Below are 16,266 nucleotides of genomic sequence, written 5' to 3' on the forward strand. Positions count from 1 at the left end.
ACATCACTTCGCTTCTGTCTCTGATCCTTCCGGATTCAGCAGCTTCTTCAGCTTTTCCTTGTCCTCATCAGAAAGATTCTTCACGTAGTCTTCGACGCTTTCTTTCGGCTCTTCGCTCTTGGTGGCGGCTTCCTTCGCCTTGTGCTTCAGTTCCTGGTTCAGAGCTTTGCCCTGCTCCACGGTCACTTCACCCTTGCGGATCAGCGTGTCCACCATTTCACTGCCCTTTTCGGCAGTCAGCGCTGCAGCCCCGACACTGGCCAGCAGCAGATTCTTGAAAAGATCCTTTGTTTCCATGAAAATGATCCTCCTGTTAAGAGACGATGCTCTTTCTGATTTCAGTTTAGAAGAACTTGCGTGAAACTGAAAGAGCCAGATTCATGCAATCATGCTTTTCTGTCTAATTTTTCAGGGATTGCAGCGGCCGCAGGGCACATACCCTTCTGCAATCAGCGTGCTCCGCAGTCCCGTATACTCCTCACGGTTCTTGTCCTTCATCTCTGAAACACTGTCGCACCAGGGATAGTGAAACCGGTGCGTATTCGTGTTCAGCACATAATTCATGACCGGTTCTGCGCTTTCTTCCGGTTCTTCTTCGAGATGGCTGCTGCCATCGGAGTAATCGATGACGACGCCTGGCTGAACATTGTAGCAATACACGCAGAAGGAAAGGCCTGCGCCTTCATCTTCAATGGACTCTGCCTCCATCAGCACGCCGGAAGCGACTAAGTTGTCTCCTTCATAGACTGGCGTCACGCGGTAGAGCACATGATAGCCGGAAGAGCGGATATAGTCTGCAGTCTTGTTTTCGTATGGCAGCATCCCGCTCACATTCAGATACCTGGTTCCGGTGATCAGATTCCTCTCCTCGGCATTGACACCGGAGAGTTCATAGGCAATCAGATGACAGCGGTTATACAGATACTGTCCGTCCACGATGTCATATTTCACAAGATGCCATCCGCTCGGCCGGATCATGCCGATGGAGCCGCGCGGCTCAGAGGGCAGAGTCTCCGGTCCGAGTCGTTCCATAGCCGCACCTGCCCTGCCCAGTTCATCCAGTTCCGAGAATAGTTCCGGAGTTTCTTCGCTCAGTTCTGTCTGCGTGAAGTACGGAACATCATCATGCACGATGGCCGAAGCTTCGCCTGCATAGGCAGGAATCGAAGCGGGGTCCGCCATCTCTGCCAGAGCTATTGTGCTTTCTGGAGAAACGGAAGCGTCCGCTGCAGATTCTGCAGTCTCTTCAGGAATCCCGGTCTGTTCTGAAAGGATCGATGCAGCAGGAATGGCCTGTTCTGCATGGCAGCCTTCGGAAAGAACTGCTGCTAAGAGAACAATCAGAAGTCTTTTCTTCATTCCTGTTTCCAGCCATCCTCCTGATGCATGCATTCTCTGAGATGATCCCGGAGGGCATCATCGGTGCAGTAAACGTAGCAGCCCTTCATGCCGCGGGTCATCAGCGTCCGGTACGTATTCTTGATGATCTCATCGCTGAGTTTTTCTGCCCGTTCCGGGTCCTTCTTAGCCAGAGTCTTCATGCCCCGGATCGACATATCATCCTTCGAGCGTTTCCGGAAGTCCGTGATGACTCTGCCGTCTTCATAGCGCATGTCGTCGCCGATGATGACGCCGATATAATCAAATTCCAGTCCCTGGCACGTATGGATGCACCCGCATTCATTGACAGATTCAGGATCCGTGGCCCAGATGCCGTTTTCAAAGTTCCATGACATCTCGAAACTGCCGATTTTAATGTCCTTGTAATCCGGATCATTCCGTTCTTTCTTCGGCCAGTCCCAGCAGTAGCCTGCGGTGATTCTTGCCCGATTGGAAATCCGGTTCTTCTCGAAGATGCGATCCCGCATCTCTTCGGGAGTATCAAAGACTTCAAAGTCATAATCGATGCCATCCAGGTCAATGACCGCAGTATCGCGGATTTCCAGCGTATGATCCAGCCATGCCAGATAGCCGTCAGAGCCATTGCAGCGGAACTGCGAGCTGAGGGTCAGCTGTGTCACTTCCGAGTGCAGGGCGGATGCCCATCTCCTGATTTCGTCAGCAGAACCGATGTCCTGCATCGTAACTCTCTGCTCTTCATCCAGGAAGAACACCGAGCATTTCGATGCCCGGATGAGCTCCATGATCTGATTGATGCCGAGATTGCCGTAGATGCCGGACTTCTCCCTCAGACGATGGGCTTCATCGGCCAGGATCGTATCCATGAGATTTTCTTCTGCCTGATAGAATCTATCGCTGCTGAGAAACAGATTATCCACGGAGCTCTTCTGGCCTTTCCCTTTGAGAACCTGCAGGTATACCTTGCGAGGAGCGCTGTTCCGGGTCACATAGCGGACCAGCTGTCCTTTCTGAGTCAGGGCCGCCAGCAGATTCACAGCTACGACTGTCTTGCCGGTACCAGGACCGCCTTTGACGATGACGGTGCGTTTCTTTCCGTCTTTCTGGCATTGTTCTGAAATCTGGGCAATCGTATCAAAGGCTACTTTCTGATCATCGATCAGGACAAATTCCTTCCTTCCTGCCACCATTCCGGCGATCGCATCCTGCAGGCGCCGGGATGGGCGGAGCTTTCCATGGTCGATGCGGTACATGACATCGGAATCATCGCCCTTAGCAATGCTGGAACGGATGTACTTCTGAAGATCCCTGGCTTCTTTCTTATCAAAAGCAGGTGCTTCTTCTTCATACGTCTGATACTGCGGTTCATCGAGCGGATCATGGGAAGAACTCCGCTCATAGTTATGCAGCCAGGCACATGGCTTCAGCGTGATTTCTTCTTCCTGCACGGTCTGGTTGTAGTCGCGAATCAGGGACGCATAGCTCCATGCCTGATAGCTCGGGTGCACCGTCTTCCGGAGGGCTCCGCCCGTATACGTTTCTACCAGTGCCTCCGTTCCCGGCACCGCATTCAGCGAAGACCACTGCTTCAGCTCAATGATCACGGCAGAAGGCTTTTCTTCCGCATCATAGCCGGAGATGATGAAATCCACGCGCTTGGCGGTTTCCGGAATGTTGTATTCAATCGCCACGCCGGCATTTTCCGGAATGGACGGTTCGCTCAGCACATTGGCCATGAACTGCAGCGAGTTCTGCCAGGAAGCGATTTCAGCCTTCCCGCTTTTCCTGTGCAGGCGTTTCTCAATGGTCTTTTCCAGCTGCTCAGCGATGCTCTGATTCAGCACATCTTCCAGGAACCTGGATTTCACGCAATCATAGATAATCATTCTGCCCCTCCGCAGATTCCAGTTCTTTTTGCTATTCTACCTCAGAACCAGCGGCAGAAGAAAGCCGGAGCACATGCCCCGGCATATTCAGCTCTGAAATACGATATTCACTTTGTAGGCAGGAGAAACCTGAGATACCAGCGGCTGATAGGTCTCCCACGCACTCAGCAGCGCAAAGCGATCGGCCTGATCGAAGCAGTCCTGCTGCTTGAGCCGCTCCGTGAGCTTCTCTACAGCTTCGGTCTGGAATTCCTGCGTCTGCTCAGCCGTCAGCTGAATATCGCCGAAGGCAAGCCAGCCCTTGTCCGTATCGCCGAGCACGGTCTTCGACGGATCGAACGTCACCTGATGAAGCTGTGCTCTCGGAATCGCGATGGTCAGCGTGAACGTATCTTCATTCAGGCTGATCGAAAAAGCAGTGACCTTGCTCAGATCAATCGTATACTGCCCGGTTCCGTAAATCGTCTCATTCTGGACCTTGCTGAAAACAGCCCAGCTGAAGAGACCAGCTTGCGTGATCGTTGTCGGCACAGATACTTCCTGTTCGTCGACAATCAGCAGCTGCTGCTGTTCTGCAGCTCCGAGCACTGCATCTTCAAAATCAGCTGCCTTGTATCCGAAGACCCCGTTATGATCCAGAGTCAGATCATGACCATCTGCCGATGCCGTCTCCGGATTCTTCGGAAACAGCGAGATCTTTCCCACCGCAAATACCGCTGCCGCACAGACTAAGGCAGTCAGCAGCACGTTCCTGAACTGATTTCTGAAGGACGCATGCTTCACGCCTTTTTCTGCTGCCTTCTCAACAATCTCTTCCAGCTGTTTCTGCTCTTCTTCCGTCATCTTCATTCTTCTCCCGAAATCAGCCGGTCGCGCTGACGCTCCAGCATCGTCAGGGCCTGAGCAATCCGGATGATCTCTTTCGAAGTCCTCTCATCGATCTTAAGCATCTGGCTGACTTCATTCAGAAACTGCAGTTCCGTTTCCGAGATCCCCGCATCCGTATCGCACATGCAGGCAAGATCATACAGCAGCCTTCTCTGACTCTCCGGGTTCTGAATGCTGCAGAGGATTTCTGAAAGGGTCCTGGAACCTTCTGTGATTTCTGCCGAAATTTCACGCATCTCTTCGCCGCTCATCTGCTGCTTCCGGCAGAAGTCTTCAAAATAATCAAATTCAGAAGAGCTCACGCCCGTTTCCCGATTGGCCGCGTAGAGAATGGCTTCCGCATAAGCCCGCTTCTCCTGATCATCCATCAGTTATGCCCCGAAGAAAGCATCGAGCATCTCTTTCTCATCTGCCTTCATTTCGTCCGTCAGATCATCATAGGCACCTTCCTGCTTCTCAGAGGTACCGGTGGTGGACCCGACCAGTTTTCCATCTTTCCAATGAAAGAAGTTCGGTGCGTAGATCCGCTTCTCGCCCAGATCCACTTCCGTTCCATCTTCTTTCGTCAGCGTATATTCGCTGAGCGAATCCCCGAATGCAGTGAGCATCTTCTGATAAGCCTCGGTTCCGGCTGCTTTCTGAACCGGATTTCCATCATCATCCAGCTGGTACGCATCCCGCAGCACTTCATTGCCATCCGCATCCCAGATCTGCACGTAATAGATCGTTTCAATACCGGCATCCATCGCGCTCTGCACTGCCTGTTCAATCACGCTTCTGCACCAGGGGCATGCTTCATCGCCGATATACAGATAGAACTCGCCATCCTGATCCAGGAGAGCAGCTGCCTCATCGCCGGTGATTTCCTGAAACGGATTGTTCTCCGGAATCTCAACACTGCGCACCGTATGCTCGCCCCGTTCGGTTCCGTTGAGGGCTTCGTACGCTTCCTTGAACGAAGTGCCTTCGGCAGAAGGCGATGCTTCCGTTCCGCATTGTTCAAAGATATCGCAGCCCTGCGAGCCGCTGGAAGCAGTCTGTTCTGCCGCTTTGCTTTCTGAACTGCAGCCCGCCAGCAATGCTGCCAGGCATAGAATCATCCATTTCTTCATTTACTCTCCTTCGGTTCCGCTTCCATGACTGCCCCGCAATGCGGACAGATCGGGCGTTCCATATTCACATGGTACCCGCAGCTGCTGCAGGTACATTCCCGTTTATAGTAATAGCCGCTGACAGACTCCTCAGAAGGAACCTTCTCATGAATCCAGTAGGCCGTCGTGACATGGACCATGCCATGCGTGCGCACACCGCTGGACATCCGGTTGGTCTGCACCAGACCAAGCCGCTTCGCCAGTTCTTTCTCTTCATCCGTCATGCGGACATAGGGCTTGTTTTTCAGCTCTGCAATGCTGATATCATGCTTCTGCATACACCCCTCCGTCTGTTATTTCTCTGAACCATTGCGCAATGCGATGCTAGCCATTTCCAGAGCACTTTCCTGGCTGCCGCAGCCCGCCAGGAACCCGGACACATGACAGAAAATCGCATCCTTGATTCCGCTTGCCTTCTGCAATTCGTCATACCTGAGACCATACCAGCTCTCTGGCAGCGGGTGGCGGTACTTCGTGCGATCATCTGAATCTTCCAGCGCACACTGGATATTCCATCCACCTCGTAAAGCAGGATAGATCACATACCAGATGTCCTGCGCCTTCGGATTATTCTGCTGGGCATAGAGCGTTCCCTCCCATGGCGCAAAACGATCCATGATCATGATGTGATTGGCACTGTAGCTGATGCAGCGCAGCACATAGTCTCTTGCATCGAGAGAAGAAATGATGCTGTCAATCCGGTTCAGCAGGATATCCCTGGCAAAACTCACCGCATCCAGAAATGCATCATCCGGATTCAGATCAGAATTCCAGGTCGGATTGAAATCCCGGATCATCTGCGTGATGGAATAGCTGATCCGGCTGTCTGAGAGAATCTTCTTTCTCATCTCTTCGGGCATTCCCGGACAGTGCTCCAGATCAGCAGCCACCGGCCGATATCCGTTATCTTCCGCATCAATGCCGAGAATCAATGAATTCTCCAGCTTCTGATAGACCAGGTCCTGATACTGTTCCGGACATCCTGCCGCCGCCAGCACTTCCGGATAATATTTTCTCCAGACAAGTCCGCAGGCCGCATACGGAATCTCAGTTCCCGGATGGGTACCGTTGGCTTCTTTATTCTCAGGACTGTGATGATCAAGTTCTCCGCCGCCGATGTCATAGACAATCCAGTCAGACGTATTTTCCGGAATTTCCGTATCACTGCCTCTGACGACATGGATCTCTTCCGAGATGATCTGGAACATCGCGGTTGCGAATACTTCATCGGCATGGAAGATGCCGTCATGCGTATATAAATTCAAAGCTCTGCTCATATGGTTTCCCTCATGCTGAGTGTAGCATCAGACTGGTTCAGAAACCGGAAATCCCATAATTTTCCATGGTTCTGACAAATTCTCTTGATATTGATTCTGTATTCTGTACGTGTGAGATGAAAACAACAGAATGATTCCCGGATACTTACCCTTTCGATCCGGACCTGCATTCATCTCGTTGATAGATGCACGGCACCTGCCCCCTTTCAGGAGCCGTGCCTTTTTTATCGGATGAGTTCTTTTTCTCCGCCTTCTGCCAGCCACTTTGCAAAGGCGGATTTCACTTCTTCCGGCACTTCCAGTTCATCGGTAAGGCCGAAGAATTCTCCTTCCCTGACATCGCCGTAGAAGCGGATGAACCAGGTTTTCTGTTCTTCATGGGACAGTCTGTCAAACTGTTCCGGAAGCGGTGTGCTCATGAATGGTTCCTCCTTCTTTCGATCCGGTTTTTCTGGGGCTGCAGCACCAGCTCGCTGATGACAGCTCCCTCCGGAAGCGACAGCATATATTTTACTGCATCTGCCACCTGTTCTGCAGAAAGCGCGCATCCCTGTTCCATGGAAGGTGTGAAATCCGCACTGCGGTAAAGGTTTGTATCCGTTAAATCCGGCAGAATCGCACAGACTTTCATGCCGTATTTCCGATTCTCCTCAAACAGCGATCGCGTGAAAGACAATAGTCCTGATTTTGCTGCTCCGTAAGCTGCCGCATGCGGGCTGCTGCTCAGGGCGGTGACGCTGACAACATTGAGAATCGTTCCCTGCACGCTTCTTAACTGGCGCAGATACTTCTGGCATAAGATCATCGGAATCTCAAGATCCGTGCGTACCATGGCCTGGATCTTTTCTTCATTCATTGTTTCATGCAGTCCGTACCAGGCACATCCGGCATTGTTGATCAGCAGGGAAAGTTCCTGCTGCGGCACTTGCTTCAAGGCAGTCTTCAGANCTTCAGGATCCAGAAGATCGCAGACAATCGGATGAAAGGAAGGACTCTCAGAAGCAGAGGTGAATGATCTGCCGATGCCGTAAACGGTCCATCCTTCTCTGCACAGCATTCTGCTGATGGCTTCGCCGATGCCCGAAGAAGCACCGGTTACTAATGCGGTTCTGCTCATAATCCGATCTCCTGATAAATCTTTTTTTCTGATACATATCCCTTCAGAAGAGAGAGGAGATACTGTTCCATCTCGTCTTTCACGGAAGCAGGATAATGGCAGTAGCCATTGCTCGTCTCATAAGGATACTGCACCACTGCAGAATCAGGAAACCGTTTCCGCATATTCTGAAGATACGATGCAGAAATCCGGAATGTTCCGATCGAGCAGTCCCGTATTGATTCAGGAGGAATGCTCTTTCTGCAGGCTGCGATCAGATCTTCATAGGCAGCTTTCCATCCCGGAAAGCGGATCATCGGATCAAAGCAGAGCCGGATCCGGAAGCCTGCTTCTGCGGCGGTTTCAGCAGCGCGGATCCGCTGTTCCATCGTTCCGGTTCCCTGCTCCATGGAATCGATCATTGCCTGCGGAGAAAATGTAAAGGCAGGAATGATGCGGTCTGAAACCGGCATGGTATTCCAGATCTCTCCATAACCGCTTTTCGTGCGGATCTCAATGGAGAGATCCGGGTGAGAGATCGCTGCTTGTGCCCACTGTGACAGAATTCCGGTCATCGGCTCCAGCGGGACGAGATCCGTCTCATACGCAAGACAGAGATAAGCAGGATGTTCCATCAGAAGTTTTTCCGTTTCCTCCAGAAAGTATTCCTGATTCACGAATATCACAAGATTTGCAGTCTGATACATCCCTTTCAGCCAGCAGTAGGAACAGTTGTAAACACAATTCATCGCCGGTGTGCAGTAATAAAACCAGCGCTGATCGAAGCTCTGACAGACCGGAGCCCCAGGATAGATCACTGTTCCATGCCGGACTGCCAGAATCAGATTCCGGGACGGATACTGCTCCAGATAGCTCTGACGGGGCCGGTCGAACAGCTCGCCATAGCGGGAGATCCGGATGACAGAGGCGTCCGGAAAACAGTTCCGGATCCTTTCAGTCATCGGATACCCGAACGCTTCTTCCTCTATATAAAGATGAGAAAATGGCTTATTGCGTTCCATAGCGTTCCAGGTCTTTCAGGACCTGCTTTCCTTTCTCACGGTCTTTGACCGGAAGAGTTCCTTCCCGATACAGGCTTCGGATCTTCTCATCGAGATCAATGCCGGCAAGATATGCATACCGGATCAGCTGATGAAGCTGCCGTGCCATCGTTACGCTGCAGCAGAGATCGCTGGCGAGCGTCTGTTCTGATTCCTCGGTCTGATCAGAAGAAGGAGCATCCGGAAGACTCTCGATCAGCGAAGCAAGCCATGGGGCATGTGCCTCTGATCCCTGTTTCAGTTCTGCTGCGGTGATTGTGTTTCCATGATCGCTGATATAGCGGAAAAACAGCATCTGGTCCGGCCGCAGAACCATGGCCCCGGCTTCATAGACGGCAGCGCTTTCCATATCATAGACTTCACCGGGAATCTCGTCTGCTTCCTTCAGAACCTTGCTGCCGGTTATTCCAGCCGTTTCTTTCAGCCCCGTGTTCACCAGAAGATCCGGGTAGAATGTCCTGCCGCTGTCAGCATTCTTCAGGACTGCAAGCTGAACGAGCGTGCCGGAAGGTCTGCTGGAAACTGCCGATCCATAGGAGATCAGCCAGGAGACAGGCATCAGCGCAAGCACTCTTGCAGTGCAGGAAGCAGACGCAATCGGCCCGGTGCCGGAGAGAGCCAGCACAGTCTTGTCATTTTTCCATAGATTTTTCCCGGCAGGCTTCAGATTCAGCGCATGAATCAGAGGCTCCGCCTCAGGGTAAAGTGCCGCAATCACGCATTTCATAGCAGAAATGATACGTCATCACAGGGGGTTCTTGCAAAGAATGCGGTTTCAGAATTAATTTTCATCGTTCCCCATCCGCCAGATCTCTGGTTTCGTTTATAATGTTTACTGCGTCCTGCGGAAACGCAGTCTGTTTTTGTTCCGCCCGGATGCCACAGGAGAGAAGAATCGGAATGGCCAGCGAGAAAGAAAAATCCATCAGTCCAGAAACAGAATCGGAGCCTGAAGTATCTGCTTCCGAAAAGACCGTTCCTGCTGAAATAAATCACAGACACCATCGTCCTCACTATCGTTCTTCAGACGATCAGAAGAAGACGATCAGGTTCAGAAAGCGGAAAGCTTTTCAGCTGAAAACAGAACCTGTTCCTGCAAAGAAGCTCCCGGAAGAAAAGCCGGAAGAGAAGAAAGATCTCCCTGCAGAAGAGGCAAAACCGGCTGAAGAAGTGAAACCGGAAGCTGAGATACCAGTTCAGCCAGCAGAAAGCACTGCGGATCAGCCGGAGAAGCTGGGCGCAGAAGTGAAAGAGACGTTTCAGAAAACCAGCGAAGCACTGAAGAAAGGCTGGGACTTTGCAAAAGAAAAAGGGGCTGCCGGAATCTTAGCAGTGAAGACTGCAGCCCACACGTTCCGGAAGAAGCAGGAAGCTGCAGCGGAAGAACGGAAGAAAGAAAATGAAGCGAAGGCTGCACAGCTCAAAGCCGCTGAAGAGAAGAAAACGGATGAATCGGTGCAGAAAGAAGCAGCTGCTCTGGAAAAGGGGATTGAAGAAGTAAAGGAAAAGACAGAAGCCGGAGTTTCCTTCGTAAAGAAGGCTTCTGAGGAACTGCATGAGAAGTATGAGAAGGCTGAGGAAAAAGAAGAAGCCATCATGCAGAAAGAGTCTCCGGAGTCATTCAATCGGAAGAGTCCCGGGCATATTGTTCTGGTGATCTTCCTGTTCCTGGTCGCTGCTGCAGCCGTCGGCGGATGTGCGGTATGGACGTATTATGAATCCCTGCTGGATGGATGTCCGGAACTGGATCTGACCAAGCGGGAAAATTACAGTACGGCATCCGTGATTTACGACGCAGATGGCAACTGGGTCGCCGACTACGGAACCAATGAGAATATTGAATGGGCAGGAATCGACGAGATTCCCAAACAGCTTAAGGATGCATTTGTGGCGATTGAGGATCAGCGTTTCTATGTGCATAACGGCATTGATCTGAAGCGTCTGACCGGAGCTGTGATCGGACAGATCACTCACAACGCAAACTATGGTGCTTCTACGCTGACCCAGCAGCTAGTCCGGAATGTGTTTCTGACCCAGAATGTCAGCTATCAGCGGAAGGCACAGGAAATTCACCTGTCGCTGCAGCTGGAAAAGGTCATGAGCAAGGATGAGATTCTCGAGTGGTACCTGAATATCATCTATCTCGGCGATTCCAACTATGGCGTCAAGGTAGCAGCGCAGGATTATTTCGGAAAAGATCTGGATCAGCTCAGTCTCAGGGAATGCGCGATGATTGCAGGCCTTGTGCAGAGCCCGAATGAGTACAATCCGAGAACGAATTACAACAGCGGCGACATGTCGGTTACCAACTGGCGTACCGACAATGTCCTGTATGCGATGTACAAGACCGGCAAGATCAGCGAAGAACAGTACAGCAATGCGCTGTCTGACACGGTTGCTGTGCGCACCTCCTCGGATCGCTTCAAGCTTTATGATTACCCGCTGTATGTCGAATATGCGGTCGAAGATGTTGCGGAACAGCTGCTGAAGCAGGAGGGCAAAGAGGCCACAACAGCAAATCTGGATGACATGAAGCGTCAGATCCGCAATGCTGGCTATCAGATCTATACCGCCCTGGATACATCCATGATGGATACGATGCAGGACGCGATCACGAATTTCTCGAACTATCCGCGTACGGAAGACGGAACGGAAGTAGAGGCTTCTGCGGTCATCATGGATCAGCATACCGGACGGGTGCTGGCCATGGTCGGCGGGCGTGAAGAGACCACCGAACCGGAAGGATTCAACCGGGCCGTGGACAGCACGCAGCCGGTCGGATCAAGCTTCAAGCCGTTAGCTGTCTATGCGCCGGCCCTCGAGTCCGGTGATTATCCGGGCACGACTGTGCTGGATGTGCAGACGAGCATCTATGGATATGGCGGCGACAACAGCTATCCGAATGGCGACTACATCAACGGCCCGATCACGATGCGCAGGGCTCTGGAGCTCTCGCATAACATTCCAGCCGCAAGGTTCCTGCTGGAACATGTCGGCATTGATCGTTCGTTCAGCTATCTGACCGAAGAAGGATTCGATCCTTCCCATCTGGATAAGACGGCTGCAGGTCTGGCGCTGGGCGCCTCGAGTGTCACGACCCTCGAGATGACCGCCGGATATGCATGTCTGGCAAATGGCGGTGTCTATATTGCGCCGCATGCCTATATCACCGTGAAGGACCGGTTCGGAAATCTGGTTCTGGATGAGTCAGGCGTCGAAACCCATCAGGTATTCTCCGAATCCACAGCATGGCTTGTCACCGATATGATGGAGACCAACATGACTGAAGGACTTGGTGTGAAAGCACATCTCGATACCGTGAAGAGCTGCGGCAAGACCGGAACGCATGAGCATCAGGTCATCAGCTTCGGCGGCTATACGCCCTATTACACGAGCTTTCTCAGAGTCTCGGCGGATAACTATGCATATATGACGAACAGCTCGTCTTATTATCAGGCTGCTCCGCTCTGGAAGTCCTATATGGATCCGATCTCCGAGGGCGGGGATCCGGACAAGGAAATCCAGGAAAAGACGGCAGAAGAACTTGGCATTCAGAAATACAAGGTATGTACGGAATCCGGCATGCTTGCACAGAGCTGGTGCCCTTCGGCCGAAGAGTATGCAGCCCCGAACAATGCCCCGACAGAGCTCTGCACAGGCCATAGCTATGGCAGCTGGTCCGGTGAAGGTGATGATACCGAATACCAGGCAGAAACGGATTACAGCAATGGCTGGTGGGATGAGAACGGAACGTTCCACCCATATACCGGCTGGTGGGATGAAAACGGAGTCTGGCACGATCAATAAGCCTCAGGAGATGGCAGTCCGCCATCTCCTTTCTTATCGGGAGAAAGATTCAGACAAGGAGATTGAAAATACTTCTGCAGCAAAAATGGTGCATTCCTCATGATGATGGGAATTGCACCATTTTCTCTGTGTAGTGATATGGGCCGTCTTCTGGGGCTGAGAATCAATGTTCAGGTCTTTCCCATCCGGTTTTTCAGGTGCTTCCGAACAACTCTGCTGAAACTCAGTCTGGCTGCGCCTGGATCGAAATTTTTCTGCCGCCTGCTTCTTCATAGAGCCGATGAGAGATCGAAAGCACGGTACGATCTTTCGATGCATTCTTCATAGCAGTCATGAGCGCTGCTTCGGTATTGGAATCCAGATTTGCCGTGATTTCATCAAGCAGCAGGATCTTCGGATCAGCTGCCGCAGCCCGGGCAATGGAAAGGAGCTGAATCTGTCCCTGCGAAAGCGATGCAGATTCATATGGAGTATCAAGGCCTTCCGGAAGAGATTGCACGACCATTCTCAGATTGCAGAGATCAATTGCCTTCTGAACCTTTTCTTCATTGATCCTTGGATCATTCAACGTAATCTGATCACGGATCGTCCCGGGAATCGGATGAAACTGCTGTTCTGCATAGCCGAATAAGAGACGCCTGTCTTGTTCTCTGATTGTGGCTGGTTCTGCTCCGTAGATGCTGATCTTCCCCTTCTGCGGTTCATAGAGACCAAGCAGGAGCTTGAAGAACGTGCTCTTGCCTGCTCCGGTTCTGCCGATCAGAGTTGCCATCTCTCCCTGTTTCAGCTCCAGGCTGAAATCGTTCAGGATGATCGTTTCAGGATCATAGCCGAAGGTTACATGTTCTGCAAAGACAGGAGGCTTTGACTCATCAATCATTCCATCCTCCAAAGAAGCCTCCTCCGGCAGATTCAGGAAAGTACGGATTCTCACCAGGCCTGCCGCCGCAGACTGAATGTTCTGAATCTCCATGCCGATCGATTCAAGCGGGTCAAAAATCTTGCCGACATAAGCAATGACTGCGACCGCAGTGCCGACCGACATGCCGAAGAAGGCCTGCCAGCGGCCGCCGGAAGCAGAAAGGATCATCATGATTGCCGTGATCAGCGCACTCACCGTCAGAATGATCGGAGAATAGATGGAATCATAGAAATTAGACTTTTCCATCGCATCGAAGCCATCCTGAATCGCATGGTTGTAGCGGGAAGCCATATATCGTTCCAGGTTCAGCACGCGGATCAGACGGTGATTCTTCAGCGATTCCGGAATCTGCTGGGCAGTCCTTGCAACTGCCTCACGATAGTTTTTCTGCGCCTTGAGCATGCTCTTCTGGAAATGACGGGTCAGCAGGAACAGAAACGGCAGAGCAATCAATAACAGGATGCCGAGCCCTGAGGAACGTGTGAAGATCACGAACAGGATGCTGACAATTTCCGCGAGATCAGTGAACATCGAGATGATACCTTCATCAAACAGGGTCTCGACGGTATTTACGTCATTCACGAATAAGGATCCTGTTTCGCCGCTTCCCTTTTCCGCAAATGCAGAAGCAGGAAGCCGCTGCAGCTTTGCGGCCAGATCCGAGCGCAGCTGATGCGTGACTTTCTGGCCGAAGATCGTGATCAGCCCGCCGCGCAGGGATTCCAGGAAACCGGACAGCACAAGCAGAAGGAAATAATACAGGGCATTCTGAAGCGAAATACCGCTTCCCTCCGCCAGGCTGTCTACGAGCCTTCCCAGGACCAGCGGTGGAATCACGGCAAGAATCACAGAGCCGATGATTGATGCCAGCATCAGAATGGTCATACCGGAATTCTTCCTGATACTGGTGTTCATGGAATTTGCAATCGGGTCACGCATCAAGATCACCTGCTTTCTCCTGGCGGGTCACAAGTTCCCGATAGATCGGCTGCGTCTGCATCAGTTCTTCATGGCTTCCGCATGCAGCCGTTCCCTGATTGAGAAACAACACCTGGTCCATCCTGGAAAAGAGCGCCAGGCGATGAGAGATCAGAAGAATGATGGAATCAGAAGAATACGCCCGCAGATTCCTGAAGATCTGCTCTTCCGTTTTCGGATCCACCGCTGAAAACGGGTCATCAAGGATCATCAGCGGGCGGGCATGGTACAGCGTCCTCGCTAAGGCAATCCTTGCCTGCTGGCCGCCGGACAGTCTGACACCGCCATCTCCGATCAGCGTCTTCACGCCATCCGGGAAGGACTTCAGATCTTCATCCATGCATACCAGAGAGAGGACCTTGCTGATATCGCCTTCTCTGCCTAGTCTGATATTCTCTTCAATTGTTCCGCTGAACAGTTCCGGCTGATGGCCAAGATATGTGACAAAGGATTTCTTCTCGTTCATACATGCATGCCAGTCTTCTGTGCCCCACTGAATCCCGCCGGTATAGGAAGAACCAGGCAGAAACAGTTTTCCAAGTGAAGACTTCCCGCTTGCAACTTCACCGGTGATGCCGATAATCTCACCAGGTTCTGCCGTGAAGGTCAGATGGGAGAACACCGGATGATCTTTGTCATAAGAGAAGGAAACATCCTTTACCTGCAGCGTCTTGCAAGGGGCAGGTTCCGTCTCTTCCGGAAGTTCGGTTTCCTTCAGGAATGGCTTGATCCGCCGCCACGAAACCTGTGCTTTCTGAACCGCATTGAAAAGCTTTGCAGCCTTGGAAGACTTGGAAGCAAGCTTTGTGAAGCAGGCAAGAAACGTAGAGAATGCCGCAATATTCCACACAGTCCATCCGGTTCCTGCTACGTTCTTTCCGCCCAGCCACAGAATCAGCACCACGCTGATGCTGGCGATGATCTGATAGAGGGGCTGAACACTCGAAACCAGAAGATTTGCCCTGGCTTCTTTCTGTTCATAATCCGTGAGAACCCCTTCATACAGCTGGTTGTGTCTGGTTTCCTCACCATAGACCCGGTAGGTCAGCGCATTGGATACCCGGTCGAGCGTTGCCTGGTTCAGTCTGGCTTCGCTCTCCTTGCCCTGGGCACTGACTATTGCGACATATCCCTTCAGCTTAGCAGCAATGAGATACGCAAACGGTGGGAATATCATCACGAGCAGCGTAAGCCGCCAGTCATAGCTCAATAACATCACCAGGTATGCCACCATAACGACACCGGTATCGAAGATTTCAGTCGTGAACTTCCGGATGCCCTCTGTGCACGTATCTGCATCTGCAATTGCCTTGGTCAGCAGGTTTCCGGCACTCTCTTCCCTGACATCTGCAGAAGACAAGAGATTCCGGTACAGCGTTTCTTTCATGTCCCGGCTGATCTCATTGGCAAACCGACGGATATAGAGGCGCTTGAAATAGCGCATGCCCTGCACAAACAGGATAACGAGCACATACGTCATTGCAAGCCGGATCATCTCTGCAGGAGTTCTGGTCTTCTGAATGATGTCGCACAGCATCTGTGCCATCTGTCCTTCAAACCAGGGGCCGGCAGTCATGCCGATATTGTAGAGGACTCCGGTAATCGTGATCAGGATCAATAGACCCTTCTCATTCTGGAAATAAGTCCGGATCTCATCCGGAGATCCTTTCATCTTCCGAGTTTTCTGCATCGCTTCCCCCTATCAAAAACGTCCTGTCAATTACCCCGTCCCGTAAAGGGCCGAGGCTTGTGACTGCCTCCACCAGTACAAGCGTGCTCATATAAGCCTCCTGGTTTCTGCTAGCGAGGATTATACCTCCTGTGGCGTCACATCGCCGGAT

16 protein-coding genes are annotated in these 16,266 nt (G+C 51.9%); 1 reads left to right on the forward strand and 15 read right to left on the reverse strand.

Going from position 1 to position 16,266, the window contains the following annotated elements:
* Window positions 1-3: 3 nt before the first annotated feature.
* The 12 genes from FYJ51_RS08265 to FYJ51_RS08320 form a co-directional block, all read right to left on the reverse strand.
* Window positions 4-297 (reverse strand): hypothetical protein, encoded by a 294-nt coding sequence (locus FYJ51_RS08265; protein ID WP_105303276.1) that lies wholly within the window; start codon window positions 295-297, stop codon window positions 4-6.
* Window positions 298-408: 111 nt separating this feature from the next.
* Window positions 409-1,359 carry a DNA/RNA non-specific endonuclease gene (locus FYJ51_RS08270; RefSeq protein ID WP_154504876.1) on the reverse strand — a complete coding sequence of 317 codons (951 nt, stop codon included), beginning with the start codon at window positions 1,357-1,359 and terminating at the stop codon, window positions 409-411.
* Window positions 1,356-3,245 (reverse strand): DNA/RNA helicase domain-containing protein, encoded by a 1,890-nt coding sequence (locus FYJ51_RS08275; protein ID WP_154504878.1) that lies wholly within the window; start codon window positions 3,243-3,245, stop codon window positions 1,356-1,358. Before FYJ51_RS08275 ends, FYJ51_RS08270 begins: the two co-directional genes overlap by 4 nt.
* An 87-nt stretch (window positions 3,246-3,332) precedes the next feature.
* Window positions 3,333-4,088, reverse strand: a complete 756-nt coding sequence (locus FYJ51_RS08280; protein ID WP_205946255.1) for a DUF4230 domain-containing protein — start codon at window positions 4,086-4,088, stop codon at window positions 3,333-3,335.
* Between the two features lie 2 nt (window positions 4,089-4,090).
* Complete coding sequence (locus tag FYJ51_RS08285) at window positions 4,091-4,501, reverse strand: tellurite resistance TerB family protein (RefSeq protein WP_154504882.1); 411 nt, start codon at window positions 4,499-4,501, stop codon at window positions 4,091-4,093.
* 3 nt (window positions 4,502-4,504) lie between these two features.
* Window positions 4,505-5,245, reverse strand: a complete 741-nt coding sequence (locus FYJ51_RS08290) for a hypothetical protein (protein WP_154504884.1) — start codon at window positions 5,243-5,245, stop codon at window positions 4,505-4,507.
* Window positions 5,242-5,562, reverse strand: a complete 321-nt coding sequence (locus FYJ51_RS08295; RefSeq protein WP_105303270.1) for a hypothetical protein — start codon at window positions 5,560-5,562, stop codon at window positions 5,242-5,244. Before FYJ51_RS08295 ends, FYJ51_RS08290 begins: the two co-directional genes overlap by 4 nt.
* 15 nt (window positions 5,563-5,577) lie before the next feature.
* On the reverse strand, window positions 5,578-6,561 hold the full coding sequence (locus tag FYJ51_RS08300) for an MYG1 family protein (protein ID WP_154504886.1): 984 nt from the start codon (window positions 6,559-6,561) through the stop codon (window positions 5,578-5,580).
* Window positions 6,562-6,785: 224 nt separating this feature from the next.
* Window positions 6,786-6,980 (reverse strand): hypothetical protein, encoded by a 195-nt coding sequence (locus FYJ51_RS08305; protein ID WP_154504888.1) that lies wholly within the window; start codon window positions 6,978-6,980, stop codon window positions 6,786-6,788.
* Window positions 6,977-7,678 (reverse strand): SDR family oxidoreductase, encoded by a 702-nt coding sequence (locus FYJ51_RS08310; RefSeq protein WP_154504890.1) that lies wholly within the window; start codon window positions 7,676-7,678, stop codon window positions 6,977-6,979. Before FYJ51_RS08310 ends, FYJ51_RS08305 begins: the two co-directional genes overlap by 4 nt.
* The gene (locus FYJ51_RS08315; RefSeq protein ID WP_205946256.1) at window positions 7,675-8,679 is read right to left on the reverse strand and encodes an SPL family radical SAM protein; all 1,005 of its coding nucleotides are present in this window, start codon (window positions 8,677-8,679) and stop codon (window positions 7,675-7,677) included. The genes FYJ51_RS08310 and FYJ51_RS08315 overlap by 4 nt, the downstream gene beginning before the upstream one ends.
* Window positions 8,666-9,445 carry a nucleoside phosphorylase-I family protein gene (locus FYJ51_RS08320; protein ID WP_154504894.1) on the reverse strand — a complete coding sequence of 260 codons (780 nt, stop codon included), beginning with the start codon at window positions 9,443-9,445 and terminating at the stop codon, window positions 8,666-8,668. The genes FYJ51_RS08315 and FYJ51_RS08320 overlap by 14 nt, the downstream gene beginning before the upstream one ends.
* Before the next feature lie 173 nt (window positions 9,446-9,618).
* Between FYJ51_RS08320 and FYJ51_RS08325 the strand changes: the two genes are divergently transcribed.
* Window positions 9,619-12,525 (forward strand): transglycosylase domain-containing protein, encoded by a 2,907-nt coding sequence (locus FYJ51_RS08325; RefSeq protein WP_205946257.1) that lies wholly within the window; start codon window positions 9,619-9,621, stop codon window positions 12,523-12,525.
* 223 nt (window positions 12,526-12,748) lie between these two features.
* On the opposite strand, the gene FYJ51_RS08330 is transcribed toward FYJ51_RS08325, so the two are convergent.
* From FYJ51_RS08330 to FYJ51_RS13565, 3 genes are all read right to left on the reverse strand, one after another.
* Complete coding sequence (locus tag FYJ51_RS08330; RefSeq protein ID WP_204378568.1) at window positions 12,749-14,386, reverse strand: ABC transporter ATP-binding protein; 1,638 nt, start codon at window positions 14,384-14,386, stop codon at window positions 12,749-12,751.
* Window positions 14,379-16,115, reverse strand: coding sequence for an ABC transporter ATP-binding protein (locus FYJ51_RS08335; protein ID WP_154504898.1), 1,737 nt, complete (start codon window positions 16,113-16,115; stop codon window positions 14,379-14,381). The genes FYJ51_RS08330 and FYJ51_RS08335 overlap by 8 nt, the downstream gene beginning before the upstream one ends.
* The coding region (locus FYJ51_RS13565; protein ID WP_205946258.1) for a hypothetical protein at window positions 16,078-16,266 on the reverse strand (189 nt) is incomplete at its 5' end. The genes FYJ51_RS08335 and FYJ51_RS13565, both read right to left, overlap by 38 nt.

Origin of the sequence: Stecheria intestinalis, from assembly GCF_009696165.1 — a bacterium.
Taxonomy (GTDB): domain Bacteria; phylum Bacillota_I; class Bacilli_A; order Erysipelotrichales; family Erysipelotrichaceae; genus Bulleidia; species Bulleidia intestinalis.

Excerpts from the sequence above, each read along its gene's own strand:
- FYJ51_RS08285 (WP_154504882.1), bottom strand. The coding sequence starts at position 4,501 with ATGGATGATCAGGAGAAGCGGGCTTATGCGGAAGCCATTCTCTACGCG.
- FYJ51_RS08315 (WP_205946256.1), bottom strand. The coding sequence starts at position 8,679 with ATGGAACGCAATAAGCCATTTTCTCATCTTTATATAGAGGAAGAAGCG.
- FYJ51_RS08295 (WP_105303270.1), bottom strand. The coding sequence starts at position 5,562 with ATGCAGAAGCATGATATCAGCATTGCAGAGCTGAAAAACAAGCCCTAT.
- FYJ51_RS08305 (WP_154504888.1), bottom strand. The coding sequence starts at position 6,980 with ATGAGCACACCGCTTCCGGAACAGTTTGACAGACTGTCCCATGAAGAA.
- FYJ51_RS08275 (WP_154504878.1), bottom strand. The coding sequence starts at position 3,245 with ATGATTATCTATGATTGCGTGAAATCCAGGTTCCTGGAAGATGTGCTG.
- FYJ51_RS08290 (WP_154504884.1), bottom strand. The coding sequence starts at position 5,245 with ATGAAGAAATGGATGATTCTATGCCTGGCAGCATTGCTGGCGGGCTGC.
- FYJ51_RS08325 (WP_205946257.1), top strand. The coding sequence starts at position 9,619 with ATGGCCAGCGAGAAAGAAAAATCCATCAGTCCAGAAACAGAATCGGAG.
- FYJ51_RS08280 (WP_205946255.1), bottom strand. The coding sequence starts at position 4,088 with ATGACGGAAGAAGAGCAGAAACAGCTGGAAGAGATTGTTGAGAAGGCA.
- FYJ51_RS08320 (WP_154504894.1), bottom strand. The coding sequence starts at position 9,445 with ATGAAATGCGTGATTGCGGCACTTTACCCTGAGGCGGAGCCTCTGATT.
- FYJ51_RS08300 (WP_154504886.1), bottom strand. The coding sequence starts at position 6,561 with ATGAGCAGAGCTTTGAATTTATATACGCATGACGGCATCTTCCATGCC.
- FYJ51_RS08270 (WP_154504876.1), bottom strand. The coding sequence starts at position 1,359 with ATGAAGAAAAGACTTCTGATTGTTCTCTTAGCAGCAGTTCTTTCCGAA.
- FYJ51_RS08265 (WP_105303276.1), bottom strand. The coding sequence starts at position 297 with ATGGAAACAAAGGATCTTTTCAAGAATCTGCTGCTGGCCAGTGTCGGG.
- FYJ51_RS08330 (WP_204378568.1), bottom strand. The coding sequence starts at position 14,386 with ATGCGTGACCCGATTGCAAATTCCATGAACACCAGTATCAGGAAGAAT.
- FYJ51_RS08335 (WP_154504898.1), bottom strand. The coding sequence starts at position 16,115 with ATGCAGAAAACTCGGAAGATGAAAGGATCTCCGGATGAGATCCGGACT.